The sequence below is a fragment of the Curtobacterium sp. 18060 genome, assembly GCF_902706105.1.
In the GTDB taxonomy this organism is placed as follows: Bacteria; Actinomycetota; Actinomycetes; order Actinomycetales; family Microbacteriaceae; genus Curtobacterium.
The window spans coordinates 1-18777 of record NZ_CACSJV010000059.1 but is presented as its reverse complement, the minus strand read 5'-3'; the positions used below and the strand labels follow the sequence as shown (position 1 = coordinate 18777).

18 protein-coding genes are annotated in these 18777 nt (G+C 71.3%); 3 read left to right on the top strand and 15 right to left on the bottom strand.

Annotation, left to right across the window (positions count from 1 at the left end):
- Positions 1-66: 66 nt before the first annotated feature.
- The 3 genes from GVL05_RS17755 to GVL05_RS17745 all read right to left on the bottom strand — a co-directional run bounded on the left by GVL05_RS17755 (position 67) and on the right by GVL05_RS17745 (position 4015).
- Entirely contained in the window at positions 67-1395 is a 1329-nt protein-coding gene (locus tag GVL05_RS17755; protein WP_159573992.1) for a fibronectin type III domain-containing protein, read from the bottom strand.
- 265 nt (positions 1396-1660) lie between these two features.
- Positions 1661-3445: a DEAD/DEAH box helicase gene (locus GVL05_RS17750; RefSeq protein WP_131881956.1), complete on the bottom strand. Its 1785-nt coding sequence runs from the start codon at positions 3443-3445 to the stop codon at positions 1661-1663.
- Positions 3446-3550: 105 nt separating this feature from the next.
- The gene (locus GVL05_RS17745) at positions 3551-4015 is read right to left on the bottom strand and encodes a MarR family winged helix-turn-helix transcriptional regulator (RefSeq protein WP_159573991.1); all 465 of its coding nucleotides are present in this window, start codon (positions 4013-4015) and stop codon (positions 3551-3553) included.
- Positions 4016-4111: 96 nt separating this feature from the next.
- Between GVL05_RS17745 and GVL05_RS17740 the strand changes: the two genes are divergently transcribed.
- Positions 4112-6316 (top strand): MDR family MFS transporter, encoded by a 2205-nt coding sequence (locus GVL05_RS17740; RefSeq protein WP_159573990.1) that lies wholly within the window; start codon positions 4112-4114, stop codon positions 6314-6316.
- A 73-nt stretch (positions 6317-6389) separates the two neighbouring features.
- Positions 6390-6977, top strand: coding sequence for a TetR/AcrR family transcriptional regulator (locus GVL05_RS17735; protein ID WP_123939119.1), 588 nt, complete (start codon positions 6390-6392; stop codon positions 6975-6977).
- Positions 6978-7081: 104 nt separating this feature from the next.
- Here the strand turns inward: GVL05_RS17735 and GVL05_RS17730 are convergent, their stop codons facing one another.
- From GVL05_RS17730 to GVL05_RS17675, 12 genes are all read right to left on the bottom strand, one after another.
- On the bottom strand, positions 7082-7585 hold the full coding sequence (locus GVL05_RS17730) for a flavin reductase family protein (protein ID WP_159573989.1): 504 nt from the start codon (positions 7583-7585) through the stop codon (positions 7082-7084).
- 14 nt (positions 7586-7599) lie between these two features.
- Entirely contained in the window at positions 7600-9309 is a 1710-nt protein-coding gene (locus GVL05_RS17725; RefSeq protein WP_235036047.1) for an MDR family MFS transporter, read from the bottom strand.
- Between the two features lies 1 nt (position 9310).
- Positions 9311-10702: an NtaA/DmoA family FMN-dependent monooxygenase gene (locus GVL05_RS17720; protein WP_235036046.1), complete on the bottom strand. Its 1392-nt coding sequence runs from the start codon at positions 10700-10702 to the stop codon at positions 9311-9313.
- Positions 10642-11304: a cysteine hydrolase family protein gene (locus GVL05_RS17715; RefSeq protein ID WP_235036045.1), complete on the bottom strand. Its 663-nt coding sequence runs from the start codon at positions 11302-11304 to the stop codon at positions 10642-10644. Before GVL05_RS17715 ends, GVL05_RS17720 begins: the two co-directional genes overlap by 61 nt.
- A gap of 44 nt (positions 11305-11348) precedes the next feature.
- Positions 11349-12413 carry an LLM class flavin-dependent oxidoreductase gene (locus GVL05_RS17710; RefSeq protein ID WP_159573987.1) on the bottom strand — a complete coding sequence of 355 codons (1065 nt, stop codon included), beginning with the start codon at positions 12411-12413 and terminating at the stop codon, positions 11349-11351.
- Between the two features lie 48 nt (positions 12414-12461).
- Complete coding sequence (locus GVL05_RS17705) at positions 12462-13601, bottom strand: ABC transporter substrate-binding protein (RefSeq protein ID WP_235036044.1); 1140 nt, start codon at positions 13599-13601, stop codon at positions 12462-12464.
- A gap of 169 nt (positions 13602-13770) precedes the next feature.
- A complete protein-coding gene (locus tag GVL05_RS17700) occupies positions 13771-14613 on the bottom strand; it encodes an ABC transporter permease (protein ID WP_159573986.1) in 843 nt (280 codons plus the stop codon).
- A gap of 13 nt (positions 14614-14626) precedes the next feature.
- Entirely contained in the window at positions 14627-15454 is an 828-nt protein-coding gene (locus GVL05_RS17695; protein WP_123294748.1) for an ABC transporter ATP-binding protein, read from the bottom strand.
- 189 nt (positions 15455-15643) lie between these two features.
- On the bottom strand, positions 15644-16057 hold the full coding sequence (locus GVL05_RS17690; protein ID WP_131922220.1) for a hypothetical protein: 414 nt from the start codon (positions 16055-16057) through the stop codon (positions 15644-15646).
- Between the two features lie 44 nt (positions 16058-16101).
- The gene (locus tag GVL05_RS17685; protein WP_131845210.1) at positions 16102-16524 is read right to left on the bottom strand and encodes a hypothetical protein; all 423 of its coding nucleotides are present in this window, start codon (positions 16522-16524) and stop codon (positions 16102-16104) included.
- Entirely contained in the window at positions 16521-17126 is a 606-nt protein-coding gene (locus GVL05_RS17680) for a nucleotidyltransferase domain-containing protein (protein ID WP_131845209.1), read from the bottom strand. Before GVL05_RS17680 ends, GVL05_RS17685 begins: the two co-directional genes overlap by 4 nt.
- A gap of 73 nt (positions 17127-17199) precedes the next feature.
- A complete protein-coding gene (locus GVL05_RS17675; protein WP_159573985.1) occupies positions 17200-17958 on the bottom strand; it encodes an SDR family NAD(P)-dependent oxidoreductase in 759 nt (252 codons plus the stop codon).
- A gap of 68 nt (positions 17959-18026) precedes the next feature.
- Here GVL05_RS17675 and GVL05_RS17670 point away from each other — a divergent pair, with 68 nt between their 5' ends.
- The gene (locus GVL05_RS17670; RefSeq protein ID WP_159573984.1) at positions 18027-18620 is read left to right on the top strand and encodes a TetR family transcriptional regulator; all 594 of its coding nucleotides are present in this window, start codon (positions 18027-18029) and stop codon (positions 18618-18620) included.
- Positions 18621-18777: the final 157 nt, after the last annotated feature.

Genomic DNA, 18777 nt, shown 5'->3' with positions numbered 1-18777 from the left:
GCCCGGAACACAGGACGGGGTGGGACGCGCCGTTGCGTCCCACCCCGTCCTGCCTCGGTCTGCCGGTCAGATCACCAGCAGCCGCGAGTACTGCGCCGACGACAGCTGCTGCGCAGCCCCGCCGGAGGCCGGCACGCGCCACAGCCCGGCCGAGGGCCCGCTGTCGACGTTCGCGAACACGTCGCCGTCGTCGGAGGCGGCACCCGTGTTCGCCCCGCGCGACCCCGCCGTGATGCCGGAGACCGCCACGGTGGACTTCCCACTGGAGCCGACCACGAGCTTGTCCGGGATTGTGCGGTCGACCTTGCAGCCGGCCGGGCTGGTCGGGTACTCGGCGGGGGCGCTGCACCACTCGGCGGACTGCAGCAGCGAGAACCCGTCGGCGTTGGCGGCCGCGTACTCGAACGCCAGCCGGGGCTCGATCCGCGTCAGCGCCGTGGCGCCCGGCTTCAGCTGGTACCAGGCCCACGAGCCGGCGCCACCGGGCGAGCGGATGTCGACGTACACGTTGCCGTGCGAGTCGGCGAGGACCGCTGCGGGGTACCCGACACCGGAGCTGCCGGGGAGGGTGATCGCCCGTGGGCTCGTGCCGGTGCCCACGACGATCGGGGAGATCTGCGAACCACCGACGGCGACGACCTTGCCGTCGGGGGTGACGGTCCAGAACCGCTGGCCGCTGCCCGTGGCAGTCAGGTCGAGCACGGTCGTCGCGGTGGAGCTGCCGACGGGGAGCTTCTGCACGGCACCCGTCACCGAGTCGATCCAGTACAGGTTGCCGGCGACGTCGGAACGCAGGTCGGGGGTCAGGTGCAGCCCGGTCGCCAGGGTCCGCGTGGCACTGCCGTCGGCGGGGTGGAACAGGATCGAGGTCAGGTCCGCCGAGGGGGTGAACACGTCACCGACGTCGTCCGCGGCGAAGCCCGTCCCGTTGCCCGCGACGACCTTCCCGGCGCCGGAACCGTCCTCGGCGAACCGCACGACGTTGCCGGACGCGTCGAGGGCGAACAGCGACTGCGTCGTGTCGACCACGGACGGCGTGGTGTAGCGGACCAGGATCGTGCGGCCGGACTTCTTCGCGCCGATCGCCCGGACCGAGAACTTGTAGGTCGTCTTCGGCGTCAGGTCACCGAAGCGGTCGGACCGCGCCTTCGCCGGCAGCCGGTCGACGCCGTTGCCGGGCTGCTGCTGCGTGGGGGCGATCGTGACCTTCCAGCCGGTCACCTTCGCGCCCGACTTCGGGGCGCCCCAGGTCACGGTCGCGCTGTCGCCGGCTCCGGTGACCCGGACGGTGGTGGGCGCTCCGGGCGCCGAGGACGAGGGGGCTGCCGTCGCCGGCGCCACTCCCCCGATGACGAGCGCCGCCGCTGCTGCGACGGTGATGAGTGCTCGGTACACGTTCGTTCCCCTGCCTTCTCCGCGGCTCCCTGCGTCACGGCTCCAGGTATCACAGCACCGCTCGGGCGCCAGGGGAACGGATCCGAGCGTGATCTGCGGTTCCCCGCACCGCAAGGCTGGTGACGCACCGCCGGTACGCGGGGCGGCCCGCGGCGGGAGACGCGACCGGACGACGGACGGGAGGCACGGTGCCAGCTGGCACCGTGCCTCCCGTCAGGATGGGGTCGCGTTCAGGACGCGACTCGCGTCGAGGACGCGGGTCGCGTCAGTAGCGCGGCTTGCGCTCCGGACGCTCGTCGCGGCGGCCACCACCACGGCGGTCGGGCTTGATCTCGATGAGCTTGCCGCTGATCCGGGTGTCGGTCAGGCGGTCGAGCACGCCCCCGTCCATGTCGGCGGGCAGCTCGACGATGGAGAAGTCCGGCTGGATGCGGATCGCACCGAAGTCGTCGCGGCGCAGGCCGCCCTCGTTGGCGAGGGCGCCGACGATCTGGCGCGGCTCGACGCGGTGACGGCGGCCGACCTCGATGCGGTAGGCGGTCATCGGCTGCGAACGGCGGGGCGCACGGTCCCGGTCGCCACCACGGTCGCCGCCACGGTCGCTGCGCGGGCCGCGGTCGTCACGTGCACCGCGGTCGTCGCGCTCGCCACGGCGGGCGTCGCGCTCCATCTGCGTGCGGAGGGCGTCGTCGGCTGCGGTCAGGAGCAGCGGCGAGTCGCCCTGCGCCACGACGGCCAGGGCGGCGGCGACGTCGTCCGAGGGGACGTCGTGGTGCTCGACGTAGTGCGCGATGACGTCGCGGAAGGCGGCGATGCGGCCCTGGTCCTCGAGCGCCGCGGTGATCGCGTCGTCGAAGCGGGTCAGGCGCGTCTCGTTGACGTCGTCGATCGTCGGCAGCTGCATCTGGGTGAGCGGCTGCTTCGTGTGGCGCTCGATCGCGGAGAGCAGGCGACGCTCGCGGGGGGTGACGAAGCTGATCGAGTCACCCGAGCGGCCGGCACGACCCGTGCGGCCGATGCGGTGCACGTAGGACTCGATGTCGACCGGGATGTCGTAGTTCACGACGTGGGTGATGCGGTCGACGTCGAGGCCACGGGCGGCGACGTCCGTGGCGACGAGGATGTCGAGCTTGCCGGACTTCAGCTGGTTGACGGTCCGCTCGCGCTGGGCCTGGGCGACGTCACCGCTGATGGCGGCTGCGGCGTAGCCACGGGCACGGAGCTTCTCGGCCAGGGTCTCGGTCTCGCTCTTGGTGCGGACGAAGATGATCATGCCCTCGAAGTCCTCGACCTCGAGGATGCGGGTCAGGGCGTCGACCTTCTGCGGGTACGAGACCATCAGGTAGCGCTGCGTGATGTTCGCGGCGGTCTTCGTCTTGGTCTTGACGGTGATCTCGGCCGGGTCCGTCAGGTACTGCTGCGAGATGCGGCGGATCTGGGCGGGCATGGTCGCCGAGAAGAGGGCGACCTGCTTGTCGTCGGGGGTGTCCGCCAGGATCGTCTCGACGTCCTCGGCGAAGCCCATCTTGAGCATCTCGTCGGCCTCGTCGAGCACGAGGTACTTCAGCTCGGACAGGTCGAGCGTGCCCTTCGCCAGGTGGTCCATGATGCGACCGGGGGTGCCGACGATGACGTCGACGCCGCGGCGCAGGGCGGACAGCTGGACGCCGTACGCCTGACCGCCGTAGACCGGCAGGACGTGGACGTGCTTCATGTGCGACGCGAACTGCTCGAACGCCTCGCACACCTGCAGGGCGAGCTCGCGCGTCGGGGACAGCACGAGGGCCTGCGGCTTCTTGCTGCCGGGCTCCATGCGGGACAGGATCGGCAGCGCGAAGGCGGCGGTCTTGCCCGTTCCGGTCTGCGCGAGGCCGACGACGTCGCGGCCGTCGAGCAGTGTGGGGATGGTGGCTTCCTGGATGGCGGAAGGGGTTTCGTAGCCGATGTCCTTGACGGCCTTGAGCACAGCATCGCTCAGGCCGAGATCGGCGAAGGTCACCACGGGCCCCTCGTCGGTGGTCTCGGTGGTGGTGGCGGTGTCCGTGCTCATACACCAACGGTATCTCGAATGCACGCTCCGCAGTGACCGGGGGGCGTGCGGACGGGAGGAACGGGGCGGGCCCGCCCCGCGCCTCCCGTCCTCTTGTTGGTCACGTCACGGGCGCGTGGTGCCGATCCCGAGGACCGCGTCGGCCCGGTCGTTCAGTCGCGTGAGCATCTCGGCGAGCGAGCGCAGCTCGTCCGAGGCGAACTCCTCGGTGAGGTCGTCGAAGACCTCGGCACCGGCGGCGTCGAGCTGGTCGAGCAACTGCTTGCCCGCGGGTGCGAGCGAGACCAGGGTCGCTCGGCCGTCGGCGGGGTCCGGCGAGCCGACCAGGTGCTCGGCCTCGACCAGCGACGCCACCCGGCGACTGATCACCGGGCGGGACAGGCCCGTCGCGTCGGCGATCGCGGTCGCCCGGACGGGTCCGTGACCGGCGACGGCTCGCAGGATCACCCGCGCGGTCGGGTCGAGGCCGCCGCTGGACTCGATGAGCGAGGAACGCAGGGTCTGCCGGACCCACAGCCGGTCGAGCTGGGATCGCAGGAGTCGCTCGGCAGCACGCCGCTCGTCGGACATGGGGCCAGCGTAGTGGGCACATTTAGTTGCTTGCTGGAAGCAACAGATGTATCGTTGCGCGGTCTGCAAAGTTACACAGCACGAAAAAGGAGTTCGATGACCGCCACCGCACCCGTCCAGGTGCAGCACGGTCGGCACACCGCCGAGGCCCCAGCAGCCTCCGGCGGGACCGGCCCGCAGCCCCTGATGACCCACCGCCAGATCCTCCTGGTGATCTACGGCCTGATGGCGGGCATGTTCCTGTCGTCCCTCGGCCAGACGGTGTTCGGCACGGCGATCCGCACCATCGGCGACGACCTGCACGGCCTCGACCAGCAGGCCTGGGTGACCACTGCCTACCTGATCACCTCGACGATCGCGACGCCGATCTACGGCAAGCTCTCCGACATCTTCGGCCGCCGGCCCCTCTACATCTTCGGCATCGTCGTGTTCATCCTCGGCGCCGTCCTGTCGTCGATGTCCACCTCGATGCTCATGCTCGCGGCCTTCCGCGCCGTGCAGGGCATCGGTGCCGGTGCGCTCATGTCGCTGCCGCTCGCGATCATGGGTGACATCCTCGCCCCGCGCGAACGCGCCAAGTACCAGGGCTACTTCCTCGCCGTGTTCGGCATCTCGTCCGTCATCGGGCCGCTCATCGGTGGGCTGCTCGCCGGTTCCTCCGAGATCCTGTGGATCACGGGATGGCGCTGGGTCCTGCTGATCAACGTGCCGATCGGTGTCGCCGCGCTCCTCATGGTCATCGTCTTCCTGCACCTGCCGAAGGTGCACAGTGCCGACGACGCGAAGCCCAAGGTCGACTGGTGGGGCGCGACCGCCGTCATCGTCACCCTCGTGCCGCTGCTGCTCGTCGCCGAACAGGGCCGCATCTGGGGCTGGGGCTCCCCCGCCGCCATCGCCTGCTACGTCGTCGGGGTCGTCGGCCTGGTCGGGCTGCTGCTCATCGAGTCGAAGATGGGCGACGCGGCGATCATCCCGCTCAAGCTCTTCCGCTCGGGCACGTTCTCGATGGCGACCGTCATCGGGTTCCTGGTCGGCTTCGCGATGTTCGGCGCGATGCTCACCATCCCGCTGTACCTGCAGATCGTCGTGGGGCTCACCCCGACCGAGTCCGGCTTCGCCACGCTGCCCCTGGTCGGCGGACTCATGATCGCCTCGATCACGAGCGGTCAGATCGTCGCCCGCGTCGGCCGCTACCGGATCTTCCCGGTCATCGGCACCGCGCTCGTGTCCGCCGGCTACGTCGTCCTGACCTTCATGTCGATCGACAAGCCGCTGTGGTTCCTGATGATCGGCATGTTCCTGATCGGCCTGGGCCTCGGCTCGGTCATGCAGTCGCTGACCCTGGCCTCGCAGGGCTCCGTCGAGGCTCGTGACATGGGCGTCGCCACGTCGTCCGCCACGTTCTTCCGGCAGATCGGTGGAACGCTCGGCACCGCCGTCCTGCTGTCGATCCTGTTCTCGGTGATGCCGGCGAACATCCTGCACGCGACCGCGAACGAGAAGGACCTCGGCCCGGCGCTCGACGCCGCGCTCAACCCCACCGTCGCCAGCGCGAAGGCGAACCAGGGCGCGATGGACAAGATCTGGACGCCCGTCGTCACCCCGCTGACGAAGACCGTGCAGTCGCAGCTCGACGCTGCCTCGGCGAAGGCGACGCAGGCCGCCGACGCCGCGGTCACCGAGCAGGTCACGGCAGCAGTGCAGCAGCAGGTCGCCGCCGGTGCGGTCCCCGCCGCCTCGGCCCAGTCCGTCATCGACCGGCAGGTCGCAGCGGCGACGCCGGCGGCCGAGCAGTCCGCCCTCGAGCAGGTCGCCGACCAGGCACACGCCAGCGTGCAGGACGGCACCGTGTCCGTCGACTGGTCGAACGCCTCGCAGCGCTCGTACTGGGTCGACGAGCTCACCCCGGAGCTCGCGAAGAAGATCGACGACGGCAACACCACGAGCGACAGCGCCACCAGCACGAACGACACCTCGTTCCTGACCGGTGCCGACAGCCGCCTCACCCGACCGTTCATGGCGGGCTTCAACGCCTCGTCCGTGACGATCTACTGGGTCGGCCTCGGTGTGATCCTGCTCGCGTTCGTGCTCACCTGGTTCTTCCGGGTGCCGCCGCTGCGCCAGCGCTCCGCCCTGCAGGAGCGTGCCGACCTGTCCGCCGAGGCCCAGCTCGAGGCCGAGGCCGGCGCCGCCGCTGCCGACGCCGGCTCGTTCACCGGTCCGATGACCGGGTCCGTGCCGACCGGATCGGTGCCCACCGGATCGGGTTCGACCGGATCCGCGCCGACGCACCGTCGGTGACCGACCGGGCCGTCCGTGCCGTGCCCCATTTCCGGCACGGGCGGCCCACCAACCCCCACCACCAGGAGTCCACGTGATCACCACCCCGGCAGCTGCAGTGGCGACGGAGCCGTGCACCCTGCGGGAGCGCAAGAAGCAGCAGACCCGGCAGGCGCTGCACGACGCGGCCCTGACGCTGGTGTCCGCGCACGGGCTGGACGGCGTCACCATCGAGCAGATCTGCGCCGATGCCGACGTCTCGCCCCGCACCTTCTTCAACTACTTCTCGTCCAAGGCGCACGCCGCCCTCGGACTCGACTCCGTCGAGGTCCCGGAGCCTTCCGCAGCATGGTTCACCGAGGCTCGTGGCGGCCTGGTCGACGACCTCTGCACCCTCGTCGCGGCGACCGTACCGCTGTCCCAGGACCGCCGCCGGATGAAGGAGCTGCTGGTCCTCCGGCCCGAGATGTCGTCGATGGTGATGCAGTGGATGGCCGAGTCGCGCCAGTCCCTGCTCAGCGTCGTGGGCACCAGGACCGACGACCAGACCGCTCGCACGGCGGTGACGCTCGTGATGTCGGCGCTCAGCGAGGCCGCCCACCGCGACTCCGTGCGGAACAACGACGAGCTCGCGGTGCGGCTCCGGGCCGTGGTGCGCGAGATGGCGGCGCTGGCCTCCTGAGGGGGTCGTGCCGCGTACCGAGTCGTTTCGGGCGTACCGGGTCGGAACTTCTGACCAGGTGCGCCCGATTCCGCTTCCCATCGCACGCGTTCTGGGAAAGAACGTCAGGCGGTGGCGACGCTTGCTGGCCGCCGAGCTGGCCGGTGCCAGACGAGCGCGGCGTTCGCGGAGTCGCGGGCGAAGCGGAGCACCCGCAGCACCACGATGTCGTGGTCGCCCGCGCGGTGGACGGCCTCGACCGAGCACTCCAGCCACGAGTGCGCGCCGTCGAGCAGGATCGCTCCCGCCCCGGTGTCCGTGGACGGCACGCCGACCAGTCGCTGCGTCCGGTCGCGGGAGGCCAGCTGACGGGTCTGCTCGGCGTGGCCCTCGGCGAGCACGGAGATGCCGAGCACCGGCGCACCGGCCAGGTCCGGCCAGGTCGTCGACGAGTGCTGCACGGCGATCGTCGCGAGCGGCGGGTCGTACGAGACCCCGACGGTGAGGGACGTCGCCACCATGACGACCGGCACGCCGTCGACCCGGGCTGCGATGGCGGCCACGACGGAGGGGACCTCGGCGATCGCCTCACGGATGTCGAGCGGGTCGTCGGTGAAGTCGTGCTGCATGGTGGTTCCTTCGTTCAGGAGCGGGCGAGCAGGGTTCGGGCACGGCGCTCGTCGGCACGCATCGCGGCGACGAGGGCGTCCGGCCCGGGGAACGTGCGCTGCCGCCGGAGCCGACGGCCGACGGTGAGCTCGACGGGGGTGCCGTACAGGTCGCCGTCGAAGTCGAGCACGTGGATCTCGACGGTGCGCGGCCGGTCGGCGAAGGTGCTGTTGCTGCCGATCGACACGAGGGCCTCACGGGCACCGGACCACGTCGGCGCGGTGAGCCATCCGACGTAGACCCCGTCCGACGGCACCGCGCCGCCGTCGTCGGGCAGCAGGTTGGCGGTCGGGAACCCGAGCCCGTTCCCGACTCCGGCGCCGTGCACGACCGCGCCGGTCAGGACCGCCGGCGCTCGCCCTGGCAGGGACGCCGCCGCCACGAGTGCCCCGAGGGCCGCCAGCGCCAGGGCACCGAGGGCCACCGCGTCGGTCGACACCGCGAGCAGCACGGCGGTGACCGTGCTGCCCAGGACGGCACCGAGCTGCTTCACGGTGTTGAAGGTGCTCGACGCCGCACCGATGGTCGCCGATCCGGCGCCGAGCACCGCCGCGAGCGAGAACGGGGACCAGACGAACGCGTTCGCGACCCCGAAGCCGGTGAACGCCGTCGCCACTGCCCAGAGGGGTGCGGCGGTCCCGATGAGCACGGCGGTCAGTGCCACCGAGACGACGAGCAGGACGGCGCCGATGGTCGCCGTTGCACGGGGGCCCGCGGTGTTCGTCGTGCGGCCGACGAACGGTGCGGCGGCCAGGCAGGCGACCCCCATCGGCACGAGCACGAGGGCCGCGGCGCCGGGTCCGAGACCACGTCCGTCCTGCAGGTCGAGCATGAGCGGGATCGGGGCCGACCCGACGCAGAACGACGCCGCGGTCGCGCCCCATGAGCCGGTCACGAACCCGCGGTCGCGGAACAACCCGAGCGGGACGAGCGCCCGGTCCCCCGCGCGGCGCTGCACCGTGAGCACCGCAGCGACGACGAGTGCGCCGAGCACCACCAGACCGACCCGCGGCAGGGGTGCGGCGAGGACGCCGTCGCCCGTGCCCTGGACACCGACGACCACCGCGAACACCCCGGCGGTCACCCCGACGACGGCGAGCACCGGCAGGGGCACAGCGATGCGTCGGGACACCGGCACGAACCGCAGCACGGCAATGGCGGTGACGATGCCGACGGGCACGTTCACCAGGAAGACCGACGGCCACCCCCACGCCTCGACGAGCACGCCGCCGACGATCGGGCCGGCGACGGTCGCCGCACCACCACCGGCGCTCCAGACGGCGAGCGCGACGGCGAGCCGGGGTGGTTCGAACAACGAGCGGATCACGGTGAGGCACTGGGGTGTCAGCAGCGCGGCACCGACGCCCTGCACGGCGCGCCAGACGATGAGCGCGCCGATCCCCGGTGCGAACGCGCACCCGACCGACGCGACGGTGAACACCGCGAGCCCGAGCAGGTAGACCCGGCGGTGCCCGAAGCGGTCGCCGAGCCGTCCGGCGACGAGGAGCGGCACGGCGAACGCGAACAGGTAGGCGCTGTTCACCCAGACCGACAGCGACGCCTCCGTGCCGAGGTCGCTGCCGATGTCCGGCAGGGCGACGGACACGATCGTGCTGTCCAGCAGCAGCATGAAGAAGCCGAGGCAGAGCCCGCCGAGCGCGAGCCACCGACGGGCCGGGGTCACCTCACACCGCCAGGTTCTCGCGGAGCGTCGACCCCGGGTACCGCGGCGCCAGGGCACCTCGGGCACGCAGCTCCGGCACGAGCAGCTCGCTCAGGTCGGCGAACCCGGTGGGCATGCCGAGCGGGCTGGACAGCATGTAGCCGCCGCGTCCGCCGGTGGCCGCGAAGTTCTCCTGCAGGGCGTCGGCGACCCCCGCGGCGTCGCCGACCAGCATGTGGTCGAGGCCCGTCGCAGCACGCCAGCCGTGCTCGAAGAAGTCGTCGCGGTCCATGGTGTGGTCCTCGCCGAACTCGGCGACCAGGCTGCCGACCAAGCCGGCCGGGCTCGCCTGCGCGGCGACGATCTCGTCGCGCAGCTCGCCGAGGCGGAACGTCTCCGGGAGCGTGGAGAAGTCGTACCCGGCGTTGTGCGAGATGAAGGTGCCGACGGCCTCGCGGTTCCAGAACGACAGCAGCGAGTCACGGCGGGCGGCGGCCTCGGCGTCGGTGGCCCCGACGATGACCTGGGTCGCCCAGAGGATCCCGACGCCGGACGGGTCCCGACCGGCGTCGGTGAGCGCTGCGTCGAGGGCGTTCCGGTGCCGGAGCTGTCCGGCGACGCTCGACCCGAACCCGAACACCAGGTCGGCGAACGACGCACTGGCGGCGATGCCGCGCGGCGAGTTGCCGGCCTGCACGACGACGGGGTGCCGCTGCGGACTCGGGACGCTCGCGAGCGGGCCGCGCACCTTGAAGAAGCGGCCGTCGTGGTCGATGGGGTGGACCCCGGCCGGGTCGGCGAACCGGCCGGTCGCGCGGTCGCGGACGATCGCGTCCGGGGCGACGGAGTCCCAGAGCGCACGGCAGACGCCGATGAACTCCTCCATCCGTTCGTACCGCAGGTCGTGGTCGATCAGGTGGTCGGACCCGTAGTTCGCCGCGTCCGCGCCCCGCGACGAGGCGACGACGTTGAACGCCATCCGCCCGCCGGTGACGTGGTCGAGCGAGTTGAGCAGTCGGGCGACGGAGAAGGGGTGGGTGAACGTGGACGAGTAGGTGAGCCCGAACCCGATGTGCTCGGTGACGGTGGACATCGCGGCGATCACGGGCGACATGTCCTGCCGGGGCCACTGGATGCCCCACTCGACGGCCGGGTCGATGCTGCCGCGCCACGTGCTCGGCACACCGGACCCGTCGCCGAAGAACAGCATGTCGACGCCTGCGCGCTCGGCGGTCCGGGCGACCTCCATGTACATGCGGACGTCGGGGAAGTCTTGGCCGACCCAGCTGCCGGCCGCCGCCCACCGCCCCTCGGTGTGGGTGAAGGACAGGTCGTAGGCCAGGTGCATGCCGCTCATCGGGCACCCACCGGCGAAGCGGACGCAGACGCAGACGCGGAGGCGGACGCGCGCCACAGCGCCACCGTCTCGTCGGCGTCGGTCACGACGCCCACGTTGAGGTCGATCAGGGTGAGCGCGGCGTCGTGCACGTCGGAGTCGTACGCGGCGGTGGCGTCCTGCGGGACCACCACGGGCCAGCCGAGCTGCATCGCGTCCTGTGCGGTGGCGAGGACGCAGCACTCGGTCGTGAGTCCCACGACGGTGACCCAGCCGATCCCTGCGGCGGTGAGCCGGGCCTCCAGGTCGGTGCCCAGGAACCCGCTGTAGCCGCGCTTGACGACGCGTGTCTCACCGGGGGCGGGCGCCGTTCGGTACCACTCGGCGCCCTCCGTGCCGATCCGGCACGGCTCGTCGTCCGGCATGGGTCCGGCCGGGTCGCCCCCGCGCAGCCACGTGCTGGAGCGCCACGGCCGCGCCGGGTCGCTGCCGAGTTCGACCCAGACGACGGGGACGCCCGCTGCGCGGGCCTCGTCGACGAGCGAGCCGATGCGGGTGACGGCGGCGTCCACGGCGACGGACGCGCGGTCGTCGAGTCCGTACGGCGCGATCCGCGCCGGCTCACCGAAGTCGCGCTGCACGTCGACGACGACGAGCGCGGGCGGGAGCGCTGATGACACCAACTGTGCGAGCCGCGGGTCGCGACCCGCGTCGAGTCCCCCGGTCACCGGACGACCGCCGCGTCGTGCTGGCGGAGCGCCGGCAGGACCGTGTCCCCGAACAGCACCATGTCCTGGTCGTACTCGGGGAAGATCAGCATCAGGCCGTCGAGCTCGCCCCGGTCGACGATGTACTCGATGTGCTCGGTGACGGTCGCGGCGGACCCGGCGACGTACGCGGTCTGGAACGCGTCCTCACCGGCAGCACCGTCCGCCCAGGCACGCGCCTGCTCGGCGGGGACGCCCCACGACGCCCGCATCGAGGCCAGTGCTTCGCGGTCGACGCCGGCACCCCACTCGCGCACCTTCCGCTGCGCGGCGGCGTCGGTCTCGCCCTGCACGACCGTGAGCATCGAGTAGGTGCGGCACTCGCGTCCCTCGGCGGCGGCGCGGTCGTGGACGTCGCGGGACAGGTCGCGCATCTCGTCCAGGCTGTCCGCCGCCAGGAAGGCGCCGTCGGCGTGCTTCGCCTGGAACGCCCGGGCCGCTTCGGACTTGCCGGCACTGATGATGGTCGGCCGCGATGCGGGGTGGGGGCGGGACTCGCACGCGTCGAGGTCGAAGTACGGCGTGTGCATCGTCACGCTGTCCTCGGTCCACAGGCGCGTGACCGCCTCGGTCCAGAGCTCCGTCATCCGGTACCGGTCGGCGTGGCTGAGGGCCGCGTCCCAGATCCCGAACTGCTCGAACTCCGCCGCGTAGGCGCCGTTGACGATGTTCATGCCGGCCCGGCCGCCGGAGACGTCCTGCAGCGTCGTGTACATCTTCGCGGCGACCGCCGGGTTGTGGACGTTGGCGTGCATCGTCGCCCAGATCTTGACCCGCTCGGTGGCCTCGGCGATGCCGGCCATCATCGTCATCGACTCGAGGGAGCGACCCCAGTGGTCGGTGGAGCCGCCGAAGCCGCGCCACTTCGCCATCGACATCACGAAGTCCAGGCCGATCGTCTCGGCGTGCAGCGCCGCGCGCTTGTTCCACGCGTAGGTCGCCTCGGGGTGGGGTGCCGTGGTGGAGAGCATCCACCCGCCGTTGCCGATCGGGAGGAAGATCCCGTACTCCTTCGCGGGCATCTCACGCCGCCTTTCTGGTCGTTGCGGAACACTCGGTGACGATGGCGCTCACGGTGCCGGCCACACGGTCTCGCCGTCCTTCGTGATGGCGTCGATGTACTCGTTCGTGAACCAGCTCTTCGCGTCGTCGGCGGTCACGGAGCTCTTGACGATGTCGAACTGGTGCAGCATGTCGACGAGCTTCGTCACGTTCTCCGGGTCGATCCCGCCGAGCGGCTGGTCCGGCGTCGGGTTGTCCGCGATGACCTTCGTCTCGGTGGTCCAGATCTTGGTGTTCTGGGCGGTGTCGTAGGTGGCGCCGGACAGCTTCGCGGCGTACCCGACGCACTGCTTGGTCTTCGCCTCGCTCGCGGAGCAGAAGTCGTAGGCGTGCAGGGCTGCGCGCAGGACGTCCTCGACCGCGGTCGGGTGCGCCTTCGCGAAGGCGGGGTGCACGGCCATCGCACCGATCGACGAGGGGATGTCGTAGTCGACGGGCTGCCAGACGGTGACGTCGTCACCGGCGGCCTTGAGCAGGTTCGGCTCGTTCGACACGAAGCCGGTCAGCGCCTCGAGGCCGTTCTGCTTACGGGGCAGGACGGACGGGTCGTAGCCCTCCTTGACGAGCGTGAGGGAGTCCCACTCGACACCGGCCTTCTCCATCATCGCCCGGACCGAGGCGGGGACGTAGCCCTTGTGGCCGACGACCTGGCCGTCGAGCTGCGGCAGCTTCGTGATGTCCTTGTTCGTCATCAGGACGTCGAGGCCGGCGTTCGAGTACGACGAGATCCCGGTGATGTCGATGCCGTTCGCGCGGGCCTGGATGAGGTCCTGCTCGGCGACGGCGGACACGGTGGCCTGGCCGCTGGCGAGGAGCTTCGTGTTCTGGGCGGTGTCACCCGAGCCCGGCTTCAGGGTCACGTCGAGACAGAGGTCCTTGAAGTAGCCGAGCTCGTCCGCCGCGATGTACTCGAGGATCGACGCCGACGACTGGTACTGGTAGCCGGACAGGTAGGTGATCTTGCCGGCGTCCTGGTTCTCCTTGCACCGCTCGGCCGAGATCGCGCTGCCCTCGGACGAGGTGGTTCCGGCGCTCGAGCCGGTGCTGCAGCCGGTGAGCGCGAGGGCGACGACGGCGGTGGCGAGGGCCGCGAGTGCGGCCTTGGTGCGGTGCTGCATGGTGCGGTGCTGCATGGTGCTGTGCTGCATGGTCACTCCTGTGGGAAGGGATGGGTGGTGCAGGGCGGGTGCGGGTGGGTCGGTGGGTCGCCGGACGTCGGCCTGGAGGCGCGGCTGACGTCGCGCGGGCAGGCTCGCGCCGGCGGGTGGTGCGGCAGGGCCGCGGGGCGGCCGCGTGGTGCGGCCGGCGCCCCGCGAGTCAGTCGTTCGCGGTGCGGTGCCAGTGCAGGACGCGCCGCTCGACGAGCGTGATGAGTCCGAGCAGGACCACGCCCATCACCGCGAGGATCGCGATCGCCGCGTAGACGACTTCGAGCTGGTTCATCGACGACGCCGTGCTGATCACGGTGCCGAGGCCGCCGGTCGAACCCGAGGCGGACAGCTCCGCGACGACCGCGCCGATGATCGACAGCGGGAACACGATCCGCAGGGCTGCGAACACGAACGGCAGGGCGTTCGGGATCCGCAGGTGCACGAGCATCTCGAACCGGGAGGCATCGATCGTCTTGTACACCTGCAGCACGGGCTGCGGCACGGACCGCAGGCCCGCGGCGGTGTTGATCAGGATCGGGAAGAAGCAGATGAGCGCCGTGATGACGAGCTTCGGCAGCGGCCCGAACCCGAACGCCACCACCAGGGCCGGCGCGATCGCGACGAGGGGCGTGACGTTCAGCACGATGGCGATCGGCATGACCGCACGGCGGACGATCGGCAGCTCACTCGTCAGCACCGCGAGCACGAAGGCGGCGAGGAACCCGATGGCCAGGCCGACGAGCGACTCCGCCAGGGTGATGCCGGCGTTCTGCAGGTAGTAGGGCAGCTGCGTGGCGAGGGTCTCCCCCACCGCGGGCAACGGCGGCAGCAGGTACGGCATCGCCGTCGCGCCGATCTGCCAGAGCACCGCCAGGGCGGCGAGCATCACGACGAGGGGCAACCAGACGGTCGGTCGGAGCCAACCGGGCACCGGTCGGCGGGCGGTGCGTCGCTCGGCGTCGGCCGTGGTGGCGGTCGCGGCGGGCGTGGAGGTGGTGGTGGCGCTCATGGTCCCGTCTCCCTCAGGCCGCATCGGTCATGCGCCAGGCGCTGTGCAGACGGGTCCGGACCAGGTCTTCGTACTCGTGGAACCGCTGTTCCTCGAACAGCCGCTGGTTGCGCGGGCGGGGCAGGTCGATGTCGATGACGTCGACGATCCGGCCGGGGCGCGGCGCCATCACGACGACGGTGTCCGACATCCGGACGGCTTCGGACACCGAGTGCGTCACGAAGAGCACCGTCGTGCGCAGCTCGTCCCACAGGTCGAGCAGCTGGTCCTGCAGGCTCTCGCGGGTGAACTCGTCGAGCGCCGAGAACGGCTCGTCCATCAGCAGGACGTCGGGGCGCAGGCCGAAGGCCCGGACGATCGCGGCACGCTGCTGCATGCCGCCGGACAGCTGTGCGGGGAGCTTGTCCATCGCCTCGCCGAGTCCCGCCATCCGCAGGAGTTCGCGCATGTCCGGGCCGGTGCCGGTACTACGCTCCTCGAGGTCCTCGATGGCGGCGCGGCGGCGGCCGGCACCCGGGTTCACGCGCCCGGCGAGCGACACGTTCTGCAGCACGGTGAGCCAGGGCAGCAGCGCCGGTGCCTGGGGCACGAGTCCGATGAGCTTCGCCGCGCAGGCCTGGGCCGGCGTGACACCGTGCACCCGGACGTCACCGCGGTCGGCGGGCTCGAGCCCGGCCACCAGGCGGAGCAGCGTCGACTTCCCGCAGCCGCTCGGGCCGATGAGCGACACGAACTTCCCGGGCTCGATGGTCAACTCGACGTCGTCGAGCGCGACCATGGCGCTCGGGCCGCTGCCGTACACCTTGCGCACCGCGTCCACGCGGACCGCTGATGTGGTCATCCGTTCCTCCATACCGTCGGCGAGCACGCAGGCTCGGTCTCGTATGGCGGAGAGCGTGCGTCGCGAGCTCGGGTTGGTCTGCGACGCGGAAATCCGCTGCTGGTGACGAGGCTAGGACGCCCGTGTTACGGAGTCGGACCACATGTGTTGCGAACGTGTGAACGAGTGCGCGGGTCGGGTCGACTGCGCTCAGCGCGGCGAGGGCACCGCGGTCTGCCCGTCCCAGACGAGCACCTCGACGCCGAGGTCCTCGGCGGCCACCGCCACCCACCCGGCGAGCGCCCTCGCCGCGGGTTCGGCGACGACGAGCACTGCTCGGTCCACGCCGGGGACCGACTGCCGCAGCCACAGCAGCTTGAACAGGTCAGCCATCACCTTGTTGCGCCAGGCGGGCTTGTAGGCGCCCTGGTTCGCGACGAGCTGCACGACGACGCGGTCGGCGTCGTCGATGCCCTCGACCTCGACCCGGGCGCGGTCGAGCACGACCGTGCGCGGGCGGAGGACGAGGCCGAGGGCGGTGCCGGTGTGCTCGAGCATCCGGCGTTCGACGGAGTCGGGGGCGAACCGGCCCCACTCGGAGCGCGCGACGGGGACCTCGGTCATGTCGGCAGTGTAAGCGGGCCAGCCGCTCCGGATCGACCGGCGCGTCAGACCGACCGCGCGGCCGCCTCGAGGGCCTCGGCCGCTTCCCCGGCGCGCACGATGTCGCTGTCGCTGACCGACCGCGCGTTGTACTCGGCTTTGGTCTTCACCGCCAACAGCACCTCGAGGTGCTTCGCAACCGGCTGTCCAGCTGCCGCACGCAGCACGGGTACCGCTTCGTCGTGTGCTCCCGATCGCGAGTACTCGCCGGTCCGAGCGACGCAGATCGCGTCAGCCGCGGCGATGCCGCTGAGGACGCACTGCGTGACGAACGCGTTCGCGAACTGCGATCCGGCACTGAAGACCCCTGCGTCACCGCCGAGCGCGCGGAGGGCCTCTGCAGCTTCGAGGAACTCCGTCGCCTTGGCGAGCCGGCCCCTCCGGAACGACTCGTCGCCCGGTGCGGTGGTGCCGGTTCGCGGGGTCATCCAGTCAGGGTACGGAGCTTCCGGGACAGCCATCGACCATCGCCTGCGATGGGAATCCCGTCCCCGGCAACCGATGCGAGGAGCGGGTCGGTGCCGTCGATCTCGTCCTCGTCGAAGAGGACCGGCCGCACGGCGTTCCCGGTCCACCGACCGGCCGCACGGCACAACGCGTGGATCTGGTCCTCTGCCTCCTCACGTCGGCCGTGCTCGACGATGAAGCAGACATCGAGGTCGCTGTCCGGCCGCATCTCACCACGGGCGCCGGATCCGAAGAGCGCGGCGTACCGGAGGGGGATCGATCGACAGCCCGATCGGAGTCGTTCGAGGAACGCGCGCCGGAGATCGGCCAGAGCGGTGATCGCATCGGCGGCGAGGTGTTCCCGGTTCAGGCTGAACGACTTCGTCCGTCCGGTCCGGTGCCCGTCGACGACACCCTGCTCGACCAGCCGATCCGCGCTGTTCCGGACCCCGGCGTACGACCGGTCCGGCACCAGGCTGCAGATGGCCGCGATCGTCATCGGTCCTGGCGCTCGTGCCAACACGGCGAGCACATCGCCGTCCACGGAGGTGGTCACCGTCGCGAAGGGGGACTGCAACTGCATCGGGACCTCCGATCGGATACGAGTAGAAATCTACCACTTCTAGTAGATTTCTACTCGTATCTGAGCATTCTCGTCAGACGACCGACCACCCACCGTCGCTCGGCAGCACGGCGCCGTTCACGTTGGCAGAGTCGTCGCTGAGCAGCCAGGTGATGGCCGCTGCGAGCTGCTCCGGCTGCGCCACCGGCGGGATGGCGACCTGCATGATGGGGCCGACCCGGCTAGCGGCGTACTCGCTGCGCATCGGCGCCTCGATGTTCGTCGCGACCGCGCCCGGCGCGACCGCGTTTGCCCGGATGCCCTGCGGCCCGTGGAAGAACGCCACGCTCTTGGTGAACCCGGCGATCGCGTGCTTCGACGCCGTGTACGCGGCACCCGCTGCAGAGGCGCGGAGTGCGGCCTCGGAGGCGACGTTCACGACGGCGCCGCGGCCGGCGGCGATCATGTGCGGCAGGACGGCGCGGGTGAGGCGCATCGGTCCGGTGACGTTGACGCTGAAGACGCGGTCCCAGGTGGCGTCGTCGACCTCGCTCGGCGGCAGGAAGGCGTCCATGATGCCGGCGACGTTCGCCAGTCCGTCGATGCGATCACCCGCGGCCGCGATGAGTGCGTCGATGGTCTCGGTCGCGGCGACGTCGCCGACGACGGTCTCGAGTTCGAGGCCCTCGAGTTCGGAGCGGAGCGCGTCGAGGCGGTCGGCGACGACGTCGGTCGCGATCACCCGCCCGCCCTCGTTCGCGATGCGCGTCGCCGTGGCGCGTCCGATGCCGGAACCCGCCCCGGTGACGATGATGGTCCTGCCGGTGAAACGTCCGGCGGTGGTGTCGGTCATGTCGTCTCCTCACTGAGAGGCGCTCGCTGCGCCACGATGGTTATAGCACTCAGTGCCGAAAGGACTCCATGCGCCCGACGAGCGACCGGCCGACGAGCGATCGACCGACGGGACGCCCCCGCACGATCGACCCGGACGCGGTGTCCCTCGTGGCGCTCCGGCTGTTCGACGAGCAGGGCTTCGACGCCGTGTCGATGGACGACGTCGCGACAGCTGCCGGGGTGAGCCGCCGGTCGTTGTTCCGGCTGTTCCCGAACAAGGCGGCGCTCGTCTGGGGCGGGCTCGACGAGTTCGCCTCGCGGTTCGGGGACGCACTCCGACAGCGGCCGTCCACGGAGTCGTCGTCGGACGCCCTCCGCGCGGCGTACCGGATCGGCGCGACCTTCCCCGACGACGCCGTCGAGGTCACCCGCCACCGGCTCCGTGTCATCCGCGCCAACCCCTCGCTCGAGCACGTCGGCGCGGCCACGGTCACGACCCTGACCGACGCGATCGTCCGGTTCGTGGCCGAGCGGGACGGCGCGACGCCCGACGACCTCGCGGTGTCGGTGCGTGCGCACGCCCTGGCGGCCGCGGCGAGCGCGGCCCTCACCTGGTGGGCCCTGCACGGCGACGGCCGACCGGAGGACGTCGTGGACCGCGCACTCGCCCTGCTCGCCTGAGACGCACCCTGGACACGACCACCGGACGGACGGGCTCAGCCCATCGCTCGCTTCCCACGGACGTCGCGCGACAGCGCGTCGATGCGCGCCACCTCGTCGTCAGTGAGCCGCACCGCGGCGGCGGCGACGTTCTCGGCGACGCGTCCGGGGTTGCGCG